The sequence below is a fragment of the Achromobacter sp. GQ309 genome (assembly GCF_059759315.1).
Window position 1 is genome coordinate 39699 of record NZ_JCAXDP010000009.1, and the last position, 20068, is coordinate 59766.

At 67.5% G+C, this 20068-nt stretch carries 19 protein-coding genes; 15 read left to right on the forward strand and 4 right to left on the reverse strand.

Going from position 1 to position 20068, the window contains the following annotated elements:
* Positions 1 to 38: 38 nt before the first annotated feature.
* Positions 39 to 866 (forward strand): chemoreceptor glutamine deamidase CheD, encoded by an 828-nt coding sequence (gene cheD, locus AC6CIE_RS24755; protein WP_175139550.1) that lies wholly within the window; start codon positions 39 to 41, stop codon positions 864 to 866.
* A gap of 56 nt (positions 867 to 922) precedes the next feature.
* On the opposite strand, the gene AC6CIE_RS24760 is transcribed toward cheD, so the two are convergent.
* On the reverse strand, positions 923 to 1906 hold the full coding sequence (locus AC6CIE_RS24760) for a GlxA family transcriptional regulator (protein ID WP_218342702.1): 984 nt from the start codon (positions 1904 to 1906) through the stop codon (positions 923 to 925).
* Positions 1907 to 2161: 255 nt separating this feature from the next.
* Between AC6CIE_RS24760 and AC6CIE_RS24765 the strand changes: the two genes are divergently transcribed.
* From AC6CIE_RS24765 to AC6CIE_RS24780, 4 genes are all read left to right on the forward strand, one after another.
* Positions 2162 to 2848, forward strand: coding sequence for a M24 family metallopeptidase (locus tag AC6CIE_RS24765; RefSeq protein ID WP_218342701.1), 687 nt, complete (start codon positions 2162 to 2164; stop codon positions 2846 to 2848).
* A 48-nt stretch (positions 2849 to 2896) separates the two neighbouring features.
* Positions 2897 to 3427 carry an RNA 2',3'-cyclic phosphodiesterase gene (gene thpR / locus AC6CIE_RS24770; RefSeq protein ID WP_498094415.1) on the forward strand — a complete coding sequence of 177 codons (531 nt, stop codon included), beginning with the start codon at positions 2897 to 2899 and terminating at the stop codon, positions 3425 to 3427.
* A gap of 36 nt (positions 3428 to 3463) precedes the next feature.
* Positions 3464 to 4024: a 5'-3'-deoxyribonucleotidase gene (locus tag AC6CIE_RS24775; protein ID WP_286939408.1), complete on the forward strand. Its 561-nt coding sequence runs from the start codon at positions 3464 to 3466 to the stop codon at positions 4022 to 4024.
* Between the two features lie 71 nt (positions 4025 to 4095).
* On the forward strand, positions 4096 to 5433 hold the full coding sequence (locus AC6CIE_RS24780; protein WP_498094417.1) for an NAD(P)H-dependent oxidoreductase: 1338 nt from the start codon (positions 4096 to 4098) through the stop codon (positions 5431 to 5433).
* A gap of 90 nt (positions 5434 to 5523) precedes the next feature.
* Here the strand turns inward: AC6CIE_RS24780 and AC6CIE_RS24785 are convergent, their stop codons facing one another.
* Together AC6CIE_RS24785 and AC6CIE_RS24790 are read right to left on the reverse strand one after the other, a co-directional pair.
* A complete protein-coding gene (locus tag AC6CIE_RS24785) occupies positions 5524 to 6270 on the reverse strand; it encodes a FadR/GntR family transcriptional regulator (RefSeq protein ID WP_175139547.1) in 747 nt (248 codons plus the stop codon).
* A 149-nt stretch (positions 6271 to 6419) separates the two neighbouring features.
* Positions 6420 to 7157 (reverse strand): SDR family NAD(P)-dependent oxidoreductase, encoded by a 738-nt coding sequence (locus AC6CIE_RS24790; RefSeq protein WP_175184860.1) that lies wholly within the window; start codon positions 7155 to 7157, stop codon positions 6420 to 6422.
* A 490-nt stretch (positions 7158 to 7647) separates the two neighbouring features.
* Here AC6CIE_RS24790 and AC6CIE_RS24795 point away from each other — a divergent pair, with 490 nt between their 5' ends.
* The 10 genes from AC6CIE_RS24795 (at position 7648) to lpdA (ending at position 19012) form a co-directional block, all read left to right on the forward strand.
* Positions 7648 to 8883 (forward strand): branched-chain amino acid ABC transporter substrate-binding protein, encoded by a 1236-nt coding sequence (locus AC6CIE_RS24795; RefSeq protein WP_239215146.1) that lies wholly within the window; start codon positions 7648 to 7650, stop codon positions 8881 to 8883.
* 146 nt (positions 8884 to 9029) lie between these two features.
* The gene (locus AC6CIE_RS24800) at positions 9030 to 9971 is read left to right on the forward strand and encodes a branched-chain amino acid ABC transporter permease (RefSeq protein ID WP_056559748.1); all 942 of its coding nucleotides are present in this window, start codon (positions 9030 to 9032) and stop codon (positions 9969 to 9971) included.
* A complete protein-coding gene (locus tag AC6CIE_RS24805; protein ID WP_239215147.1) occupies positions 9968 to 11248 on the forward strand; it encodes a branched-chain amino acid ABC transporter permease in 1281 nt (426 codons plus the stop codon). Before AC6CIE_RS24800 ends, AC6CIE_RS24805 begins: the two co-directional genes overlap by 4 nt.
* Complete coding sequence (locus AC6CIE_RS24810; protein ID WP_452002740.1) at positions 11245 to 11997, forward strand: ABC transporter ATP-binding protein; 753 nt, start codon at positions 11245 to 11247, stop codon at positions 11995 to 11997. Before AC6CIE_RS24805 ends, AC6CIE_RS24810 begins: the two co-directional genes overlap by 4 nt.
* On the forward strand, positions 11994 to 12713 hold the full coding sequence (locus AC6CIE_RS24815; protein WP_056559753.1) for an ABC transporter ATP-binding protein: 720 nt from the start codon (positions 11994 to 11996) through the stop codon (positions 12711 to 12713). Before AC6CIE_RS24810 ends, AC6CIE_RS24815 begins: the two co-directional genes overlap by 4 nt.
* A gap of 35 nt (positions 12714 to 12748) precedes the next feature.
* Positions 12749 to 13543 (forward strand): SDR family NAD(P)-dependent oxidoreductase, encoded by a 795-nt coding sequence (locus tag AC6CIE_RS24820; RefSeq protein ID WP_452002744.1) that lies wholly within the window; start codon positions 12749 to 12751, stop codon positions 13541 to 13543.
* Between the two features lie 37 nt (positions 13544 to 13580).
* Positions 13581 to 15764 carry an alpha-ketoacid dehydrogenase subunit alpha/beta gene (locus tag AC6CIE_RS24825; protein WP_452002747.1) on the forward strand — a complete coding sequence of 728 codons (2184 nt, stop codon included), beginning with the start codon at positions 13581 to 13583 and terminating at the stop codon, positions 15762 to 15764.
* Positions 15761 to 16249, forward strand: a complete 489-nt coding sequence (locus tag AC6CIE_RS24830) for a VOC family protein (RefSeq protein WP_452002750.1) — start codon at positions 15761 to 15763, stop codon at positions 16247 to 16249. Before AC6CIE_RS24825 ends, AC6CIE_RS24830 begins: the two co-directional genes overlap by 4 nt.
* A gap of 10 nt (positions 16250 to 16259) precedes the next feature.
* Positions 16260 to 17606: a pyruvate dehydrogenase complex dihydrolipoamide acetyltransferase gene (locus tag AC6CIE_RS24835; protein ID WP_498094420.1), complete on the forward strand. Its 1347-nt coding sequence runs from the start codon at positions 16260 to 16262 to the stop codon at positions 17604 to 17606.
* An 8-nt stretch (positions 17607 to 17614) separates the two neighbouring features.
* On the forward strand, positions 17615 to 19012 hold the full coding sequence (lpdA, locus tag AC6CIE_RS24840; protein ID WP_498094422.1) for a dihydrolipoyl dehydrogenase: 1398 nt from the start codon (positions 17615 to 17617) through the stop codon (positions 19010 to 19012).
* Positions 19013 to 19070: 58 nt separating this feature from the next.
* On the opposite strand, the gene AC6CIE_RS24845 is transcribed toward lpdA, so the two are convergent.
* Entirely contained in the window at positions 19071 to 19952 is an 882-nt protein-coding gene (locus AC6CIE_RS24845) for a LysR substrate-binding domain-containing protein (RefSeq protein WP_498094424.1), read from the reverse strand.
* Between the last annotated feature and the right edge of the window lie 116 nt (positions 19953 to 20068).

Below are 20068 nucleotides of genomic sequence, written 5' to 3' on the forward strand. Positions count from 1 at the left end.
AGTGTCTCAATCGCCGTTTTTGCCCAGATATCAGTCCAATGGCCGCTCTTGAAGCCCGCGCGACGCGTCACTACTACGACAGCGCGTTCCAATCTCCGGCAGTGAAAGTGCTCCCGAACGAGTACTACGTCACCAACGAGAACATGATGATCTCGACCGTGCTGGGATCCTGCGTGGCGGCTTGCATCCACGACCCGGTCACGGGCGTGGGCGGCATGAACCACTTCATGTTGCCCGAGGGCGACATGCAGTCGCCCGCGTCGGCCACCATGCGCTACGGCGCCTTTGCGATGGAAGTGCTGATCAACGAACTGCTCAAGGCCGGCGCCTCGCGCGACCGCCTGGAAGCCAAGGTGTTCGGCGGCGGCGCGGTGCTGGCGGCCATGCAGCAGATGAACATCGGCGAGCGCAACGGCGAGTTCGTCCTGAACTACCTCAAGACCGAAGGCATCCCCGTCAAGGCGCAGGATCTGGGCGACGTGCACGCGCGCCGCATCAACTACTTCCCGCGCGACGGCCGGGTGATGGTGCGCAAGATGGCGCCGCACCACCAGCGCGCCGAAGAGATCATCGCCAAGCGTGAGCAAGAGGCGGCGCAAAGCGCGGCCGCCAAGACGGCCACGCCGCAACGGGTCGAGCGCTTTGCGCGGCCCGGCGTCGAGCGGTTTGATCGACCGGGCGTGGAACGGTTTGATCGTCCTGGCGTGGAACGGCTGGATCGCCCCGGCGTCGAGCGGCTGAACCGCCCGGGCGTCGAACGATTCGACCGCCCCGCCGCGCGCCCCGGCGTGGAACGCTTCGACCGCCCTGCCCGGCCGGGCGTTGAACGCTTTGACACGGGTGTGACTCGCCGCACGAAGCCTTGAACGGCGAGCGGCGCGATCCCCGCCCCTGAACGGCAAGCATCCTGCCGTCCCACGCGCTAATCAGCAAGCGCCGCGCCGCCCTGCCCCAGGCTGAAACTGGTCCGGTATTGGCTGGGCGACACGCCCAAACGGCGGGTGAATGCCTCGCGTAAGTGGCGCGCATCGCGAAAACCGCATTCATACGCGACCGTCTTGAGCGGCGCGCCGTCGCGCTCCAGGCGCGCCCGCGCCGCGTCCACCCGCGCGCTTTCCACGAATTCCGCCGGCGTCACGCCCGCATCCCGCCGGAACACCCGTGAGAAATTGCGGCGGCTCATCCGGGCCACGGCGGCCAGCTCTGCCAGGCCCAAGTCGCCGGACAGGTTGGTCAGCACATGCTGCTGCACCTGCGCGACCACCGAGGTTTCCTCGACGAACGGGGTCAGAAACGGACTGAACTGCGATTGCCCGCCAGCGCGCTGCGTGAACACCACGAGCCGCTTGGCCACGTTCAGCGCGACCTCTGCGCCGTGATCCTGCGCCAGCAGATACAGCGACAGATCGATGCCTGCCGTGACACCCGCCGACGTATGCAGGCGGCCGTCCTGCACATACAACCTGTCCACCTCGACCCGTAACGCCGGATACTGCGCGGCCAACGCCTGCGCATCGTTCCAGTGCGTGGTGACGACCGCGCCATCGGGCAGTCCCGCGCGTGCCAGCAAGAAGGCGCCGTTGCAGATCGACCCGTACCGCGGCGCGCGCCGGCAGGCCGCCCGCAGCCAGACCAGCGCCTCGTCGGGCTCGCGCGCAGCCGGCAGGTCCGGGCCTCCCGCGACCAGCAACAGGTCTGGGGTGTCAGACACCTCGGCGTAATGCCGCTGCGGCAGGATCGTCATCCCGTTGGAGCACGGTACCGCGCCGCGCGTGAGGCCGATGATCTCCAGCCGGTATTGCCGGGCCGGCGCCAGAAAGCGGTTCGCTTCCGCGAACACATCCATGGGGCCGCTGACGTCCAGGGCCTGCACCCCGGGGAACACGACAAGGGCGACGGTTTTCATGGCGGGTGACGGGCGTACAAAGGAAAACCGCTACGTTAGCCCAGCGCCAACCATGTGCGGCGGCCCACGCGAATCCTTGGCCTTGAAACGCGCCATGGCGGCCCGAATCCGTCCTTGCCTGCGTCGCTGGCCCGTCCACGCGCCAGCCTGGCACGATTCCGTCCCGCCGGGCGCTCGCGGGCCTGCCCTCTTCTGCCCAGACTGGCACCTGTCCGGCGCGGCATGCCGCTGCGCCAGCTACATAGGAATTCCGCCATGACGATGCCTCTTTCCCCCGCCAGCGAACGCGTTGGCCCCGCCTTCTCCGTGGACGGCATGCTGCGGGCGCGCAACAAGACGCGCCAGGCCATTGCCGACATCGCCGCCCGCATCCAGCCCGGCATGGTGGAGGAAGACGCCGTGAGGCTCGCCAAGCAGACACTCATCGACGCCGGCATGGCCCTGAGCTGGCATCCCACGCGGGTGCGCTTTGGCGCCAACACGCTCAAGTCCATGCGCCAGCCGTCCGAGCCGGGCGCGGTGCTCGGCGAAGATGACATTTTCTTTCTGGACATCGCACCCCGCCTCGACGCCTGGGAAGGCGACGGCGGCAAGTCATTCGTATTGGGTGGCAACGCCGAGCAGGCGCGCTGCGCGCGCGATGCCGAAATCCTCTTCCACGACGTGCGCGACCGATGGTTGCGCGAACGCCTGACCGGCCATGCGCTCTATGCCCACGCCGACCGGCAGGCGCGCGCCATGGGTTGGGCGCTGAACTTCGAGCTGCCCGGCCACCGGATTTCCGACTTTCCCCACGCGGCCATTCACACCGGGTCGCTTGCCGATCTGGACATCGCGCCGTCGGACATGCGCTGGATCCTGGAGATCCACCTACTGGATCCCCAACGCCGGTTCGGCGCGTTCTTCGAGGACATGCTGCTGGACGACGAGCATTACGGCTGAAGGAAAACGGTGGGCCCGCCCCTCGCAGACGCGACCTACAATCAGCGCATGTCCACCATCCGCCTCTTCTACGCGCTGTGGCCGTCTCCCCCGCTGGCGGCGTCGCTGGCCGGCTGGGCGGAAGCCGCAAAGCCGGCCATGGGCGGACGCGCCATGCGCACCGAGACGCTGCATCTGACGCTCGCCTTCCTGGGGCCCGTCGACAGCGCCCTGGCCGACGAGCTGGCGGCCGCCACGCCCGAACGCCGCCTGACGCCGGGCGATGTGCGGCTGGACCGCTACGGGGTCTTCCACCGCCAGCGCATTCTCTGGGCGGGTCCCGCCCAGACGCCCCCGGGGCTGCAGCAGGCCCACGACGATCTCTGGCAGTGGCTGTCCGGCTATGGACTGACCCCGCCGACCCAGCCGTTCCGCCCGCACGTCACATTGCTGCGCAACATCACGCACGCCGCGCCGCCCGCCGACGCGCCCGCGCCGCTGGACTGGCATTACGACCGCATGGTGCTGGTCGCGTCCGAATCGCTGACCGGCGGCAGCCGTTACCGCATCGTGGCGCAATCCCGGCCGCTGGTCGGCTAGGGCACAATCCTACGGTTGCCAACGTTTGGGACCCCCATGATCATCCTGCTGGATCAAGACGGCGTGCTGGCCGATTTCGAACACGCCTTCATCGACGCCTGGCGCGAACGCCACCCGGACATCGCGCCCATCGCGTTCGAGGACCGCAAGTCCTTCTACATCCGCGAGGATTACGGCCCCGAACTACGCGGTCTGGCCGAGGCGATCTACACCGCGCCGGGTTTCATCCGCAATCTGCCGCCCGTGCCCGGCGCGCTGGACGCGGTCAAGGAACTGCTGGCGCTTGGCATGGATGTGCGGATCTGCTCGTCGCCGCTGTCGCAGTTTGAAAACTGCGTCGCCGAAAAATACCTGTGGGTGGAAAAGAATCTGGGCCGCGAAGCCACCAACCGGCTGATCCTGACCAAGGACAAGACGCTGGTGCAGGGCCATCTGCTCATCGACGACAAGCCGCATATCGAAGGCGCCGTGCGGCCGCGCTGGAAGCACATCCTGTTCGACGCGCCCTACAACCGCGAGGTGACGGACCGCCCGCGCATCACCTGGCAGAACTGGCGCAACGTGCTGGCCGGCGAACTCTATACGGCAGATGCCTGAGTCCTGTTCAGGCGTCATCGTTTGGGACTATCCTGTGGAGTCGTACGCCCCACCCAGGAGGAGCCCGCGCCATGAATCTGTACCGTCTGCTCAAGCAGCGAGAAGCCGACCACAAGCCGCTGCGCGTCGCATTGTTGGGCGCCGGAAAGTTCGGCGCCATGTTCATGAGTCAGGCCCCGCGCACCCCGGGGATGCGGCTGGTCGCCGTCGCGGACCTGGTGCCGGACCGGGCTCGCGCCGCGCTGACCCGGGTCGGCTGGCCCGCGGGCGCGCTCAACGCCAGCAGCATCAATGACGCGTACAAGAACGGCAAGGTCTATTTCTGCGACGATGCGCGCACCGTCATCGCCAGTCCCGACGTAGACATCGTCATCGACGCGACCGGCCAGGCCGCGGCCGGCATCACGCACGTGCTGACCTGCTGCGAATACGGCAAGCACATCATCATGGTCAACGTCGAAGCCGACGCGCTGGCCGGCCCGCTGCTGGCGCGCCGCGCCCGCGAGGCGGGCATCGTCTATTCGCTGGCCTACGGCGACCAGCCTGCGCTGATCTGCGAAATGGTGGACTGGGCGCGCGCCAGCGGCTTTGAAGTCATGGCCGCCGGCAAGGGCACCAAGTATCTTCCCGAATTCCATACGTCCACGCCCGATACCGTCTGGCCCTATTACGGCTTCACGGCGGAACTGGTGGCGGCGGGCGACTTCAACGCGCAGATGTTCAATAGCTTCTTGGATGGCACCAAGAGCGCCATCGAGATGGCGGCCGTCTCCAATGCCACGGGCCTGCTGCCCTCGCCGTCCGGCCTGCACTTTCCGCCGTGCGGCGTGGACGACCTGGCGCGCGTGCTGCGTCCCCGCGAAGATGGCGGCATGCTGCACCATCGCGGCCAGGTCGAGGTGATTTCGTCGTTGGAGCGCGACGGCCGGCCGGTGTTCCGGGACCTGCGCTGGGGCGTGTACGTCACGCTGGCGGCCGACAGCGACTACGTGCGGCGCTGCTTCCAGGAATATGGCCTGGTTACCGATCCGAGCGGCAATTTCACCGCCATGTACAAGCCGTACCACCTGATCGGGCTGGAGTTGGGCATCAGCGTGGCCAGCGTAGGCCTGCGGCGCGAGCCGACGGGTGCGCCGGCCGGCTGGCATGGTGACGTCGTGGCGACGGCCAAGCGCGACCTGCAAGCCGGCCAGATCCTGGACGGCGAAGGCGGCTATACGGTGTACGGGCGCCTCATGCCAGCCCCCGATTCGGTCGAGGAAGGCTATCTGCCGCTGGGGTTGTCGAACAAGGTCAAGCTGAAGAATCCGGTGCGGCAGTCGCAAGCGATCCGCTGGCGCGATGTGGAGTACGACGAACGCTCGACGGCGGTGCAGTTCCGGCGCGAGATGGAGCAGACCTTCGCGTAAAAAGCGGCGCGCCGCGCTCGTCATGGGCGATCAAGCCGGGTCCCGTCAGAGCGGGTCGCGTCAGACCGGGTCACGCTAGACCAGGTCGCGCTAGACCGGCGCCGGGCGCTCCGCCTGAAACAACCGCAGCCGGTCCGCCGCGTTGCGCAGATGCTGTTCGGCCGCGCGCCCCGCCGCATCGGGGTCCCCGGCTTCGATGGCAGCAAAGATGGCCTGATGCTCGCTCTGCACCGCGGCCATGCGCTCTGCATACATCCGCGCGGTGTTATTGCGCGCACTGCGGATGACGCGCCGCACATTCGCTTCCAGATAATCGTTCAGCGCCACCAGATGCGGGTTGTGCGTGGCCTGCACGATGGCCTGGTGGAATTGGTAGTCTTCCTCGTCGCCCAGCTTGTCGTTGATGAGCGCGTACTCCATGCCCACCAGCGCCTGCCGCATCTTTTTCAAATCAGGATCGGTGCGCCGCTGCGCCGCATAGCGCGCCGCCGTGACCTCGATGGACAGCATCAGCTCAAGGATGTGTTCCAGGTCCTGGTTGTCGCCCGGCGTGGGCGCGGCGATGCGAAAGGCGTTCTTCTGGAAGTTAGGATCGACGAACACGCCGCTGCCTTGCTGCGACGTGACCAGGCCTTCGGATTTGAGGCGAGCCAGGGCTTCGCGCACGACCGCGCGGCTGACCGAATGCATTTCGGTCAATTGCTTTTCGGTGGGCAGACGATCGCCGGGGGCCAGCACGCCTTGGCGTATCTGGTCGGCCAGGGCATCCGCCACCGCCGCGGATAGCGAACTGCGAGGCGCGGCGCGCGTCGGATCGGATTCTTGACTGGGCTGCATGGGGATCTTCAAACGTGAGGGCGGCGCGCGGGTGCGGCGGCCATGTTTATAGGAATGTCTCGCGTGGGGGTCCTGACAGGCATCTTCGCGGCAGCGCCTTGGAAATTATAGATTTGCCGGTTTGTCCCGGCGCGCCGCGTTCCTGCACTTTAAGCGATATAGATCCCGCCATTGACCTGCATGACCTCGCCCGTCACAAATGACGCCAGCGGCGAGCACAGGAACGCGATGGTGCCCGCGATCTCCTCGGCCGTGCCGAAGCGGCGCAGCGGCGTGCTTTCCAGCAACTGCGCGCCCTTCTGCCCGATCAGGTCATGCGTCATGGACGTGGCGATGATGCCGGGCGCCACCGCGTTCACGCGGATCTGCGGGGCCAGTTCCAATGCCAGGCTGCGGGTGAAGCTCTGCACCGCGCCCTTGGACGCGGAATAGGCGGCGTGCGCATAGCTGCCGCGCTGCGCGGCCAGCGACGTCAACAGGACGATCGAACCGTCGTGGCGCAGATGGCGCTGGGCGGCGCGGCACACGTAGAACGTGCCGTCCAGATTCACACGCATCAGCGTGCGCCAGGACTCGTCGCTGGTGTCCTTGACGAGCTGTTCCGGGTAGATGCCCGCGCAGTGGACAAGGTGATCCAGCCCACCGAAATGCTTGGCCGCCGCCTCGAACACCCGTTCGCAATCGTGCGACACCGACACGTCCAGCGCATGCGTGTAGACGCGCTGCCCGGTGGGGTCGAGCTCTGCCGCCACCTCCTCCAGCCGCGCGTTGTCGATGTCGGTCAGCACCAGCCGCGCGCCATGCGCGGCCATGAGTCGCGCCGTCGCCAGCCCGATGCCGTTGCCCGCGCCAGTGATGGCGGCAACCTGCCCCTCAAACGAAATCATCCTGTCTCCTGAAGCTGTTTTTAGCGGTCCGCGGCGCTGTCGCGGCAACGGTTCAAATTCTGATTGAACTGCTGAATCCGTTGCTTGACACGAGAAAAACGCCTGGCCTATGATTTATCGGACAACTTGATAAAGTTGCCTGACAACTTGTGCTGACAGCGTAAATCAACGGACGCTTTCAGGCAAGTCAGTCAGAAAAACACGGCGACACGCCGCATAAACAGGCAGGGGACAACCAGGTGAACTTCACCGGCAGCATGACCGCATCCGCGCCCTCGGCACGTCCGACGGCGCACCTTCAGACGCCCGGCGGCTTCGTGCCCTGCCCGGCTGGCGTTTCGCCCCGGCGCCTTGTGCGACCGTGGCCGCCGCCACTTCCCCGTCTTCGCTCCCCATCGCTTTCGCGCCCTCCCGGCGCGGCGGCGATGCGGCGCGCGCGCCTGCCTGACCCACGCAATCACCACACTCCCGTTCAACGGAGGAGACACGCATGAAATTGGCTTTCACCACCGGTCTGCTGTGCCTGGCCGGACTCGCCGCCACCGCCCACGCCGCGCCCGTCAAGATCGGCCTGATCGAAACGCTGTCGGGCCCGCAGGCCTCGACCGGCCTGATGTTCCGTGCCGCCGTCAAATACGAGCTGGATCGCATCAACGCCGCCGGCGGCTGGAACGGCCAGCCGCTGGAACTGGTGGAGTTCGACAACCAGGGCGGCCCGGTGGGCGCCTCCGACCGCTTCCGCGCCGCTGCCGCCGAGGGCGTGCAAGTGCTGGTGCAAGGGTCGTCATCGGCGATTTCCGGCCAGCTGACGGAAGACGTGCGCAAGCACAACCTGCGCAACCCCGGCAAGGAAATCGTCTTCCTGAACGTGGGCGGCGAGGCGCTTGAGCTGACCGGCCAGAAGTGCCACTTCTACCACTTCCGCTTCACCACCAACGCCGACCTGCGCGTGAAGGCGCTGGCGTCGGTGATGTCGGCCGACGGCACGCTGGGCAAGCGCGTGTACGCCATCAACCAGAACTACTCCTGGGGCCAGGACATGGAAGGCGCGACCGAGCGCTTTGCCAAGGACTACGGCTACGAGGTGGTGGGCAAGACGCTGCACGAGGTCAACAAGATCCAGGACTTCGCACCGTACGTGGCGCGCATCCGTTCGGCCACGCCAGACACGGTGGTCACCGGCAACTGGTCCAACGACCTGCTGCTGCTGATGAAGGCCACGCAGGCCGCCGGCCTGAAGGTGCGCTTTGCCACGGTGTTCCTGGACCAGGTGGGCAACCTGGCCAACGCCGGCGAAGTCGCAATGGGCCATTACATCGCGCACCCGTACAACATCGAGGCCGCGGGCGAGGAAGGCGCGAAGTTTGCCGAGGACTACAAGTCCAAGACCGGCCACTACCCCAGCTACACCGAGCCGCAGACCGTGATCGGCGTTCGCTTCCTGGGCGAAGCCTTAAAGCAGGTCAAGCCCAAGGACGGCAAGCTGTCCGTGCCCGAACTGGCTGTGGCGCTGGAGCAGGTCACGTACAAGTCGGCGCTGGGCGACTACACGATGCGCGCCGAAGACCACCAGGTGCAACTGCCGATGGTCGTGTCCAAGGTCAGCAAGAACGCCAAGTACAAGGCCGACGGCACCGACATGGGCTTTGAACCGGTCAAGGTGCTGGCCGCGGCCGACGTGTCCGCGCCGGTGCAGGCCACCTGCAAGATGCAACGTCCGAAGTGATGCCCGCGCGGCGGCCCGGGCGCTGAAACGCGAACGGGCCGCCGCCGGCACATGACAAGCGCACACCCGGCGCGGGCCGGGCAAAAACAACGTGCGCAATCGCTCGCGGGACGCCCGGCGTCCCGCGCAAGAATCCTGGAGCGGACATGGAATACTTTACCGTCTCGCTGTTGAACGGCGTGATCTACGGCCTGCTGCTATTCATGGTGTCGGCAGGCCTGACATTGATTTTCGGAATGATGGGCGTGCTGAACTTTGCGCACGCCTCGTTCTACATGATTGGCGCCTACGCTGCCTACACGCTGACGCCCGTCACGGGCTTCTGGGCGGCCCTCGTGCTGGCCACGATCATTTCGGGCGTGCTGGGCATGGGCGTCGAACGCTTTTTCCTGCGCCGCGTGCACAAGTTTGGCCACGCGCAGGAATTGCTGGTGACCTTCGGGCTGGCGTTCATCGTCGCCGAGCTGGTCAAGCTCTTCTACGGCGACTTCCCCGTCGACTACCGCGTGCCGCAGTTCCTGAACTTCGCGGCGTTCCGTGTGTTCGACGCGGATTATCCGTTTTACCGCCTGCTGATGGGCGGTGTGTCGATCGCGATGTTCGCGGTGATCTACCTGCTGCTGTCGCGCACCCGCGTGGGCATCGTGGTGCGCTCGGCCATCTACCGTCCGCGCATGGCCGAGGCGCTGGGCCACAACGTGCCGCTCGTCTTCATGAGCGTGTTCGGCGTGGGCGCCGCGATGGCGGGCCTTGCCGGCGCGGTGGCGGGCGCGTTCTACACCACCAACCCGAACATGGCGCTGGAACTGGGCGTGCTGGTGTTCGTGGTGGTCGTGGTGGGCGGACTGGGTTCGCTGGAAGGCGCCATGATTGCCTCGCTGTTGATCGGCCTGATCAGCTCGTTCTCGGTCGGCATCGACGCCAGCCTTGCGACGTTGTTCGGCCTGTTCGGCGCGCGTGACTGGGCCGAAAGCGTGGGTGGCCTGATGACCGTGAAGATCTCCAGCCTGGCCGCGACGCTGCCGTTTCTGCTGATGCTGGTGGTGCTGCTGGTCAAGCCGTCGGGCCTGAAAGGAGAGCAGGCATGAGCCATTCCACCCCCTCCACCGGCCGCGCCACGGGCGCGCTGCTGTTGATCCTGTGTGTGGCCGCGCTATGCGCGCTGCCGTGGCTGCTGCCTGCCGGCCAGCTCGTGGCGGCCGTGCAGATGCTGATTGCCGCACTGTTCGCCTGCGCCTTCAACCTGCTGGCCGGCCAGGGCGGCATGCTGTCGTTCGGTCATGCCGCGTACTTTGGCGTCGGCACCTTTGCCACCATCCATGCGATGAATGCGCTGGGCGGCGCGGGTCTGTTGCCTACCCCGCTGATGCCGCTCGTCGGCGGCGTGGCCGGGCTGCTGTTCGGCGTGGTCGCCGGCTGGTTCGCCACCATGCGGTCAGGCGTGTACTTTTCGATGATCACGCTGGCGCTGGCCGAACTGCTGCACGCGCTGGCGCCGCACCTGAAAGGCGTCTTCGGCGGCGAGGCAGGCGTATCCGCCATGCGCATGCCTGCGTGGGGCTTTACCTTCGGGTCCGACATCGAGGTCTATTACCTCGTGCTGGCCTGGGTGGTGGTGTCGCTGGCCGCGCTGTACGGCCTGACGCGCACGCCGCTGGGCCGCCTGACGCTGGGTCTGCGCGAAAACGCCAACCGCCTGCGCTACCTGGGCTACCGCCCACATGCACTCAAGACCATGGTGTTCGCGCTGTCGGCGATGTTTGCCGGCATTGCGGGCGGCCTGCAGGCGCTGAACATCGAGGCCGGCAACTACGTGCTGTTCGAGGTCAAGCTGTCCACCGACGCGGTGCTGTTCGCCTACATCGGCGGCGTCAACGCGTTCCTGGGTCCGGTGCTGGGCGCGTCCATCCTGACGTTTCTGTCGCAGACGCTGGCCGACATCACGCGGTCCTGGCTGCTGTATCAAGGCATTCTGTTCGTGCTGGTGATGCTGTTCGTGCCGGACGGCCTGGTCGGACTGGTGCAACGCGCGGCCAAGTCGCTGCGCGAGCGCGGCCTGGCCAACTGGCTGCCGCGCGCCGCGGTGTCGGTGGCCGGCGGCCTGCTGCTGACTGGCGCCACCGTCTTCACCGTCGAACTCTTGCAACGCATGTTCGCGCGCGATTACCGCGCCCTCCTCGCCATGAACCCCGAGGCCGGCTGGCCCGCCATCCCGCTGTTCGGCCAGGAGTGGGCGCCGCTTGCCGTGTCGACCTGGCTGGTGCCGCTGGCGTTGTTCGCCGCCGGCCTTGCCGCCTGCCGCTGGGCGCTGACCCTGTGGCGCGACGCCGGCGAAGCCGCCCCTCTGCTGGAGCCCGCCAAATGAGCCACGAGATCCTGACCCTGACCGACGTGCGCAAATCCTTTGGTGAAGCGCAGATCATCCGCGGCGTGAACCTGGCGATCGAAGCCGGCGAACGCCACGCCGTCATCGGCCCCAATGGCGCGGGCAAGTCCACGCTGTTTCACCTGATGTCGGGCTCGTTCGTGCCCACGTCGGGCGACATCAGCCTGCGCTCGCGGTCCATCGGCGGCCTGGCGCCCGAGGCCATCAACCGGCTTGGCCTTGCGCGCTCGTTCCAGATCACCAACGTGTTCCCGCGCCTGTCGGTGCGCGAGAACCTGCGGCTGGCGGTGCTGCGCATGCACGGGCTGGTCTACAACTTCTGGCGGCCGATTGCGCGCAACCGCGCCGTCAATGAAGACGTGGACCGCCTGATGGAAAAGGTGCGGTTGACGGCCAGGCAGGACACGGCGGCCGGCGACCTGAACTATTCCGAGCAGCGCTCGCTGGAAATCGGCATGACGCTGGCGTCGCGCCCGAAGGTGATCTTGCTGGACGAACCCATGGCCGGCATGTCGCAGCACGAGGTCGACTACACGGTCGAACTCATCAAGGACGTAACGCGCGACTGCACCCTGCTGATCGTCGAACACGACATGCAGGTGGTGTTCTCGCTGGCCGATCGCATCAGCGTGCTGGTCTACGGCGAGATCCTGGCCACCGGCACGCCCGCCGCGATCCGCGGCGACGCCCGCGTGCGCGAGGCCTACCTGGGAGAGGAAACGGTATGACGACGCAATCCCCCCTCTTGTCGCTGCAGGGCGTGCATGCCCACTATGGCAAGAGCCACATCCTGCACGGCATCGACCTGTCGATCGGGCGCGGCGAAGTGGTCAGCCTGCTGGGCCGCAACGGCGCGGGCCGCTCCACCACCATGAAAAGCATCATGGGACTGGTGGACGTGACCGGCGGCCGCATCGCCATCGAAGGCCGCGACATCACCAACAAGCGCCCCTTCGAAATCGCGCGCGCCGGACTGGCCTTCGTGCCCGAGGAACGCGAGGTGTTCGCCAACCTGACGGTGGACGAAAATCTGCGCATGGGCGAGCAGCCCCGGCGCGACGATGCGCCGTACTGGACCGTGGCGCAGATGTTCGACTACTTCCCGCGCCTGAAGGAACGCAGCAGCACGAAGGCCGGCAACCTGTCGGGCGGCGAGCAGCAGATGCTGACCATGTGCCGCTCGCTGCTGGGCAACCCCAAGGTCATCCTGATCGACGAGCCAACCGAAGGCCTGGCGCCCAAGATCGTCGAAGTGATCGCCGACGTCATCCGGGATATCCACAAGCAGGGTGTGTCGGTGGTGCTGGTGGAACAAAAGCTGACGATTGCGCTGAAGGTGTCCACGCGCGTGAGCGTGATGGGCCACGGCCGCATCGTGTTCGAAGGACCGCCCGCGCAGCTCCATGAGCGCCAGGACGTTGTCCAGGAATGGCTGGCGGTCTAGCCCGCCTTCGTACTCATCCTCTACAGGTACACATCGTGGACAACACCACTGAAGTCATCCATCCGGAGCTGCGCGGCCAGACGGTCGTCATCACCGGCGGCGCAAAAGGCATCGGCTACAGCACGGCGCAGGCGTTTGCGCGCCAGGGTGCGCGCGTCGCGCTGCTGGACATGGACGCCGCCGCGCTGGAGACCGCCGTCGCGGGTCTGGCGGCCACGGAGCCGGGCGCGCAGGCCATGGCCGTGCAGGCGTCCGTCACCGACGCCGACGCGGTCGAGCGCGCTTTCGCGCAGGTTGCAGAGACCTGGGGCGGCATCGACGTGCTGGTCAACAACGCCGGCATCTCGGCCAACAAGCCCACGCTGGAAGTCACCGTGGACGAATGGCGCCGCGCCGTGGACATCAACCTGACCGGCGTCTTCCTGTGCGCGCAGGCCGCGGGCCGGCGCATGGTCCCGGCAGGGTCCGGCAGCATCATCAACCTGGCCTCCATGTACGGCGTGGTGGCGGCGCCCGACCGTGCGGCCTACTGCGCAACCAAGGGCGCCGTGGTGCTGCTGACCGAAACACTGGCCGTGGAATGGGGCCCTTCGGGCGTGCGCGTCAACGCGCTGGCGCCTGGCTACGTCGAGACCGACCTGGTGCGCGACCTGGCGGCGCGCGGCCGGCTGGATCCCGAACGCCTCAAGCAACGCACGCCGCTACGCCGCATGGCGCAGCCGGCCGAAATGGCCGACCTGGCGGTTTTCCTGGCCTCGCGCCAGGCCGCTTACATCACCGGACACACCCTGGTGGCCGACGGCGGCTGGAGCCGCTACAGCTACCTCTGATTGCCCCGACGCTCAAAGACACTCTGGAGATTCATTCATGGCCACCTACCAACCGCTTGAGCCCCAGGCGCCCTGGCGGCAGCTGACGGCCGACGCCTCGGACTGGCAGCAGGCTGACCCCGCGCTGCTCGGCACGATGCTGACCCAACTGCACTGGATCCGCGCTTTCGAGGAAGCCGTGCTGGAACTGGCCGCCGAAGGCCTGGTGCACGGCCCCGCGCACTCGTCCGTGGGCCAGGAAGGCGGCGCCGTCGGTTCGGTGCTGGCGCTGGGCGCCGGCGACCAGATCAACGGCTCGCATCGCGGCCACCACCAATTTCTGGCGAAGGCGCTGCAACACGTCGCGCCGCTTGGACTGGATCCGCGCAACCCGCTGACGCCCGCCATCGACGAAGTCCTGCACAAGACGCTGGCCGAGATCATGGGCCTGGCCAACGGCTATTGCCGCGGTCGCGGCGGCAGCATGCACTTGCGCTGGCTGGAAGCTGGCGCATTGGGCACCAACGCGATCGTCGGCGGCGGCGTGCCGCTGGCGGCCGGCGCGGGCTGGGCGCACAAACATGCGGGCACGGACCGCGTAGCCGTCACGTACTTTGGCGACGGCGCGGTCAACATCGGGTCGGTCCTGGAAACGATGAACCTGACCGCCGCGTGGAAGACGCCGCTGTGCTTCTTCATCGAGAACAACCGCTACGCCGTGTCCACCACCGTGGAAGAATCCACCGCCGAGCCGCGCCTGTCCGCGCGCGGGCTGGCCTTCAACATTCCGTCCTGGAAGGTCGACGGGATGGATCCGCTGGCCGTGCACCTGGCCATGTCGGAGGCTGTGGCGCACATGCGTGCCGGTAAGGGTCCGACCATCGTCGAAGTGGACGTCTACCGCTTCTTCCACCAGAACGGCCCCTTCCCCGGCAGCGCCTTCGGCTACCGCACCAAGGACGAAGAGGCGCAGTGGCGCCAGCGCGATCCGCTGGACCGCATCGCGTCGGAAATGATCGCCCGCAAGCTCGTCACGCAGGCGGAAGTGGACGCGCTGCGCCAGCGCTGCAAGGACGTGATGAAGGACGTGTCCGGCCGCCTGACCGAAGCGGCGGACGGCGGCAAACGCCGCGTGCGCGCCGACCTGTGGCCCAGCCCCGATTTCCGGGACGTGGGTCTGCGCAGCGACGGTTCCGAACTGGAAGGCCTGCGCTACCAGGAAGCCGCGGACCACACCGGCGCCAAGGCGACGCGCAAGTTCGTCGATGCGGTCGCCGACGTGCTGGACCGCCGCATGGAAACCGACCCGGGCGTCGTCGTGCTGGGCGAAGACGTGCATCGCCTGAAGGGCGGCACCAACGGCGCCACGCGCGGCTTGAAGGACAAGTACCCGGACCGCGTCCTGGGCACGCCGATCTCGGAAAACGCCTTTGCTGGTCTGGGCGGAGGCCTGGCGATGGACGGCCGCTACAAGCCCGTCGTGGAATTCATGTACCCGGACTTCATGTGGGTCGCGGCCGACCAGATCTTCAACCAGATCGGCAAGGCGCGCCACATGTTCGGCGGCGACATCGACGTGCCGTTCGTGCTGCGCACCAAGGTCGCGATGGGCACGGGCTACGGCTCGCAGCACTCGATGGACCCGGCCGGCATCTTTGCCACGGCGCCCGGCTGGCGCATCGTCGCCCCATCCACGCCGCACGATTACGTCGGCCTGATGAACACGGCGCTGGCGTCCAAGGATCCGGTGCTGGTCATCGAGCACGTGGATCTGTACGCCTCGTCGGGCGACGTGCCCGATGGCGATCTGGACTACGCCATCCCCTTCGGCCGCGCCCGCGTGCGCCGTGAAGGCAGCAAGGTCACCATCCTGACGTACCTGTCCATGGTCAGCCGCGCGCTGGCGGCCGCCGAACAGGCCGGCGTGGACGCCGAAGTCATCGACCTGCGCACGCTGGACCGCGCCAGTCTGGACTGGGACACCATCGGCGCCAGCATCCAGAAGACCAACAACGTGCTGATCGTGGAGCAAGGCGCGCGCGGCACGTCCTACGGCGCCATGCTGGCCGACGAGATCCAGCGCCGCTACTTCGACTGGCTGGACCAGCCGGTCAAGCGCGTCACCGGCGGCGAGGCCTCGCCCAGCATCTCGAAGGTGCTGGAACGCGCGGCGTTTGCCGACACCGACGAGGTGATGGCGGGCCTGGCCGACGTGCTGGCTGATCTTGGAGAGCAGTCATGAGCGGCCTGCACATGACCGTGCCGATGGAGGTCGGCATCTGCTGCGCGGATCTGGATGCGCTGGCCGCGTTCTACACCGGCGTCATGGGATTGACGCTGGTGAACCGCGTGACGGTGCCCGCCGACAAGGCGCGGGCAACGGGCCTCACGGCGCACGGCTACGACGTCGCGCGTCTGCAGACGCCGTACGGCGAGCGCATCAAGCTGCTGCAACCGGCCGTTGCCCCTGAACCCGCCGTGCGCGGCGCGGCGATTCTGGACCGCCAGGGCGCCGCCTACCTCACCTTCATCGTGCGCGCCCTGCGCGGCGTGGTGCGCGATCTGGAATCGAAGGGCGTCGTCTTCGACAGCGCGCCCGCGCCCATGGAAGTGCGGCCCGGCACGTGGCTCGCCTTCTTCCGCGACCCCGAAGGCAATGTGCTCGAACTCGTCGAATACGACGACCCCGCCGCGTACCGGCCCGACCTGGCCGGCGCCGCTGAATAGGAAGAACATCGTGGCAACCCTCATCAAACTCCCATCCGTAGCCGCCGACGCCTCGGGCGGCATCCTGCATCAGTGGCTCAAGCAGGAAGGCGACCGCGTTGCCGTTGGCGATGCGCTGGCGGAAATCGAAACCGAAAAGGCCATCGTCGAGATCAACGCCGAACAGGCCGGCGTGCTGGGCCGCATCGTGGTCCAGGCCGGGCCGGCGTCGGTGCCGATCAACACCGTGATCGGCGTGCTGATCGCGGATGGTGAAGACGCGGCGGCGATTGATCGTGCGCTGGCTGAGCACGGTGGTGCGGCCGTTGCAGCGGGGTCGGCTGCTGGGTCCGCTGCTGGCGAGGCAACGGGTGCTTCGACGGCGGGTAGTGCAGCGTCGACTGGCGGGACACCGGCCGCCGGATCGCCGTCTGGCGCGTCTGCTGCCGCCCCGCAGCAAGCCGGCAACGCAGCCGCGCACGCCGCATCCTCGACCGCAGCCGTCCCCGGCGGCCGGCTCTTCGCCAGCCCCGTCGCCCGGCGCCTTGCCGCGCAATGGCACGTCGATCTGCTGGGCGTCACCGGCACCGGCCCGCATGGCCGCATCGTGCGGCGCGATGTTGAAGCCGCGCGCGACCGTGCGCCGGCCGCAGCGCCTGCCGCCGCGCCACTTTCCGCCCACCCCGCTGGCCGGCCGGCCTCGCGCCGCGTGCCGCACACCGGCATGCGCCGCGCCATCGCGCGCCGTCTCACCGAAAGCAAGCAGCACGTGCCGCACTTCTACCTGACGGTCGACTGCCGCATGGACGCGCTGCTGGCCCTGCGCGCGCAGGCCAACCACGGCGGCGCGGTGAAGTTGTCGGTCAATGACTTCATCGTCCGCGCCGCCGCGCTGGCGCTGCGCGAGGTGCCCGAGGTCAACGCGTCCTGGCACGACGACGACATCGAATACCACGCGGGCGCCGACATCTCGGTGGCGGTCGCTACCGACGGCGGCCTGGTGACGCCCATCGTGCGCGACGCCGACGTGAAGTCCCTGTCCGCCGTCGCGGCAGAGATCGTCGAACTGGCCAAGCGCGCCAAGGTCAACCGCTTAAGGCCCGAGGAGTTCACCGGCGGCTCGCTGACGGTCAGCAACCTGGGCATGTACGGCATCAGCCAGTTCGCCGCCATCATCAATCCGCCGCAGGCCGCCATCCTGGCCGTCGGCGCGGCCGAACGCCGGCCGGTGGTGGACGCCGATGGCCAGCTGGTTGCCGCCACCGTGATGACGGTGACGTTGTCGGCCGACCATCGCGTCGTGGACGGCGCGGTCGGCGCACGCTGGCTGGCCGCCTTCCGCGCGCTGATCGAAAACCCTGTGCGCATCCTGCTGTGAGCCCCGCCATGACGAAGACGAGTTTTGATCTGGTTGTGGTGGGCGGCGGACCGGGCGGCTACGTGGCCGCGATCCGCGCCGCGCAGTTGGGGATGTCGGTCGCGCTGGTCGAGCGCGCCGAACTGGGCGGCATCTGCCTGAACTGGGGCTGCATTCCGACGAAGACCCTGCTCCACAGCGCCACCGTGCTGCGCGCCTGCCGCGAGGCCGCGCACTACGGCGTGACGGGTGCGGGCGAGGCGCGCCCGGATCTGGCCGCGATGGTCGCCCGGTCGCGCAAGGTGGCCGGCCGGCTGGGCCAAGGCGTGGCGCATCTGATGAAAAAGAATGGCGTCACCGTGTTCGCCGCCAGCGCCAGGCTTGCCGGGTCCGGCAAGCTGGCGCTGGACGACGGCGCCACGCTGTCGGCCAAGCACATCATCCTGGCCACCGGCGCACGCGCCCGCGACCTGCCGGCGCTGCCCGTGGGCGAGCGCATCTGGGCCTACCGGCAGGCGCTGGTGCCGACCGAGATCCCGAAGTCACTGCTGGTCGTGGGCGCGGGCGCCATCGGCGCCGAGTTCGCCAGCTTCTATCGCGCGGTGGGTGCCGAGGTCACGCTGATCGACATGACGCCGGAGATTCTTCCGCAGGAAGACGCCGAGATCTCGCAGCTGGCGCGCAAGGCCTTTGAAAAGCAAGGCATCCGCGTGCTGACGCGTTGCGCGGTGACGGCCTCGTCCACCACGGCCGACGGCGTCAAGGTCACGCTGGAGCACGAGGGCAAGAAGCTCGAACAGACCTTCGACCGCGTCATCGTCGCCGCCGGCATTGTCGGCAACGTTGAGAATCTGGGACTGGAGAAGACGCGCGTCAAGGTCGAGAAGACGCACATCGTCACCGACGACCTGTGCCGCACCGGCGAGTCCGGCGTCTACGCGATCGGCGACGTGGCCGGCGCCCCATGGCTTGCCCACAAGGCCAGCCACGAAGCCGTGCTGTGCGTCGAAGCCATCGCCGGCCTGCCCGTGCACGCCATCGATCCGCTGCGCATTCCCGCCTGCACGTATTCCTACCCGCAGGTCGCGAGCATCGGCATGACCGAAGCCCGCGCGCGTGAACACGCCACGAAGACTGGCGGCGAAATCCGCGTCGGAAAGTTCACCTTCGCCGGCAACGGCAAGGCGATCGCGATGGGCGAGGACCAGGGCCTGGTCAAGACGGTGTTCGACGCCAAGTCAGGCGAACTGCTCGGCGCGCACATCATTCACCCGGAGGCGTCCGAGCTCATCACGGGCTATGGCGTGGCGGCGTCGTTGGAAGCGACCGAAGAAGACCTGATGCACACCGTGTTCGCCCACCCAACGCTGTCGGAAACGCTGCACGAGTCGGTGCTGGCGGCGTTTGGAAGAGCGCTGCACGCGTAGCAGTTGTCCACAGGTGTCAGACACCCTCCACTGAGGTGTCTGACACCCGCGCATCACCTCAAATCCTGCCCGCGTAAAAATCCAGAAAACACGCGATACGCCGCGACAGCTGCGTGTTGCGGTGATACACCGCGTGCATCGGCTGCAGGTGATCGGTGTATTCGCTTTCCAGCACTTTCACCAGCCGCCCCGCCGCGATATCCTCGCGCACGACAAAATCCGACAGGCACGCGATGCCGACGCCGCGCAGCGCCAGTTGCCGCTGCGTCTCGCCGCTGGACGTTGCAAGCGTCGGCGTGGCCTGAAAGCTGGAACCGCCGGCATGACGTAGCGGCCAGAGGTTCAGGCTTTCCGGCTGCGTGAAACCCAGCACCTCGTGATCCGCCAGATCCTCCACCGTGCGCGGCGCGCCACGCCGCGCGATGTAATCGGGACTAGCCATCATCCAGCGCGGCGACGGCCGCAGCGTGCGCGCATGCAGCGTGGAATCGGTCAGCGGCCCCATGCGCAGCGCCACGTCGGTGCGATGCTCCATCAGGTCCACAATGCGGTCGTTGCTGGTGAGTTCCAGCGAGATCTCCGGATACGCACGCCGGAACTCGGCGACGTGCGGCACCACGCAGTGCAGCATCACCGGCACCGACGCGTCCACACGCAAGCGGCCCGCAGGCCGCTGATGCACCATGCGCATGCACTCCTCGGCCTCTTCAAGCGCCGCCACGATCTGGCGCGCCTTCGGCAGGAAATGCCGGCCCTCTTCGGTCAGCTCCATGCGGCGCGTCGTCCGGTTCAGCAGCGTGACGCCCAGGTCCTCTTCAAGCCGATGCAGGCCACGGCTGACGCCGGATGCGGTCTGGCCGAGCATTTCGGCGGCGGCGCTCAACGACCCGGCGTCGACCACGCCGAGGAAGAGGCGCAAGGCGTCGGAGTTCAGGGACATGATTTCGGGACCCGGGAAGAGATTGGGGGATTTTATCGGTTCGTCATCGTCGGCCCATCCCCAAAAAGCGCCCGGCGCTGCCAGCCCGGTAGTCAATAGCGGGCAGCGCTCCACAC

What these genes read in the sequence shown, in the direction of transcription:
- AC6CIE_RS24810 (WP_452002740.1), top strand. Translation starts at nt 11,245, where the DNA reads ATGAGCCACGAGATCCTGACCCTGACCGACGTGCGCAAATCCTTTGGT.
- cheD (WP_175139550.1), top strand. Translation starts at nt 39, where the DNA reads ATGGCCGCTCTTGAAGCCCGCGCGACGCGTCACTACTACGACAGCGCG.
- AC6CIE_RS24785 (WP_175139547.1), bottom strand. Translation starts at nt 6,270, where the DNA reads ATGCAGCCCAGTCAAGAATCCGATCCGACGCGCGCCGCGCCTCGCAGT.
- AC6CIE_RS24800 (WP_056559748.1), top strand. Translation starts at nt 9,030, where the DNA reads ATGGAATACTTTACCGTCTCGCTGTTGAACGGCGTGATCTACGGCCTG.
- AC6CIE_RS24815 (WP_056559753.1), top strand. Translation starts at nt 11,994, where the DNA reads ATGACGACGCAATCCCCCCTCTTGTCGCTGCAGGGCGTGCATGCCCAC.
- AC6CIE_RS24845 (WP_498094424.1), bottom strand. Translation starts at nt 19,952, where the DNA reads ATGTCCCTGAACTCCGACGCCTTGCGCCTCTTCCTCGGCGTGGTCGAC.
- thpR (WP_498094415.1), top strand. Translation starts at nt 2,897, where the DNA reads ATGTCCACCATCCGCCTCTTCTACGCGCTGTGGCCGTCTCCCCCGCTG.
- AC6CIE_RS24760 (WP_218342702.1), bottom strand. Translation starts at nt 1,906, where the DNA reads ATGAAAACCGTCGCCCTTGTCGTGTTCCCCGGGGTGCAGGCCCTGGAC.
- AC6CIE_RS24775 (WP_286939408.1), top strand. Translation starts at nt 3,464, where the DNA reads ATGATCATCCTGCTGGATCAAGACGGCGTGCTGGCCGATTTCGAACAC.
- AC6CIE_RS24780 (WP_498094417.1), top strand. Translation starts at nt 4,096, where the DNA reads ATGAATCTGTACCGTCTGCTCAAGCAGCGAGAAGCCGACCACAAGCCG.
- AC6CIE_RS24825 (WP_452002747.1), top strand. Translation starts at nt 13,581, where the DNA reads ATGGCCACCTACCAACCGCTTGAGCCCCAGGCGCCCTGGCGGCAGCTG.
- AC6CIE_RS24765 (WP_218342701.1), top strand. Translation starts at nt 2,162, where the DNA reads ATGACGATGCCTCTTTCCCCCGCCAGCGAACGCGTTGGCCCCGCCTTC.
- lpdA (WP_498094422.1), top strand. Translation starts at nt 17,615, where the DNA reads ATGACGAAGACGAGTTTTGATCTGGTTGTGGTGGGCGGCGGACCGGGC.
- AC6CIE_RS24830 (WP_452002750.1), top strand. Translation starts at nt 15,761, where the DNA reads ATGAGCGGCCTGCACATGACCGTGCCGATGGAGGTCGGCATCTGCTGC.
- AC6CIE_RS24805 (WP_239215147.1), top strand. Translation starts at nt 9,968, where the DNA reads ATGAGCCATTCCACCCCCTCCACCGGCCGCGCCACGGGCGCGCTGCTG.
- AC6CIE_RS24795 (WP_239215146.1), top strand. Translation starts at nt 7,648, where the DNA reads ATGAAATTGGCTTTCACCACCGGTCTGCTGTGCCTGGCCGGACTCGCC.
- AC6CIE_RS24790 (WP_175184860.1), bottom strand. Translation starts at nt 7,157, where the DNA reads ATGATTTCGTTTGAGGGGCAGGTTGCCGCCATCACTGGCGCGGGCAAC.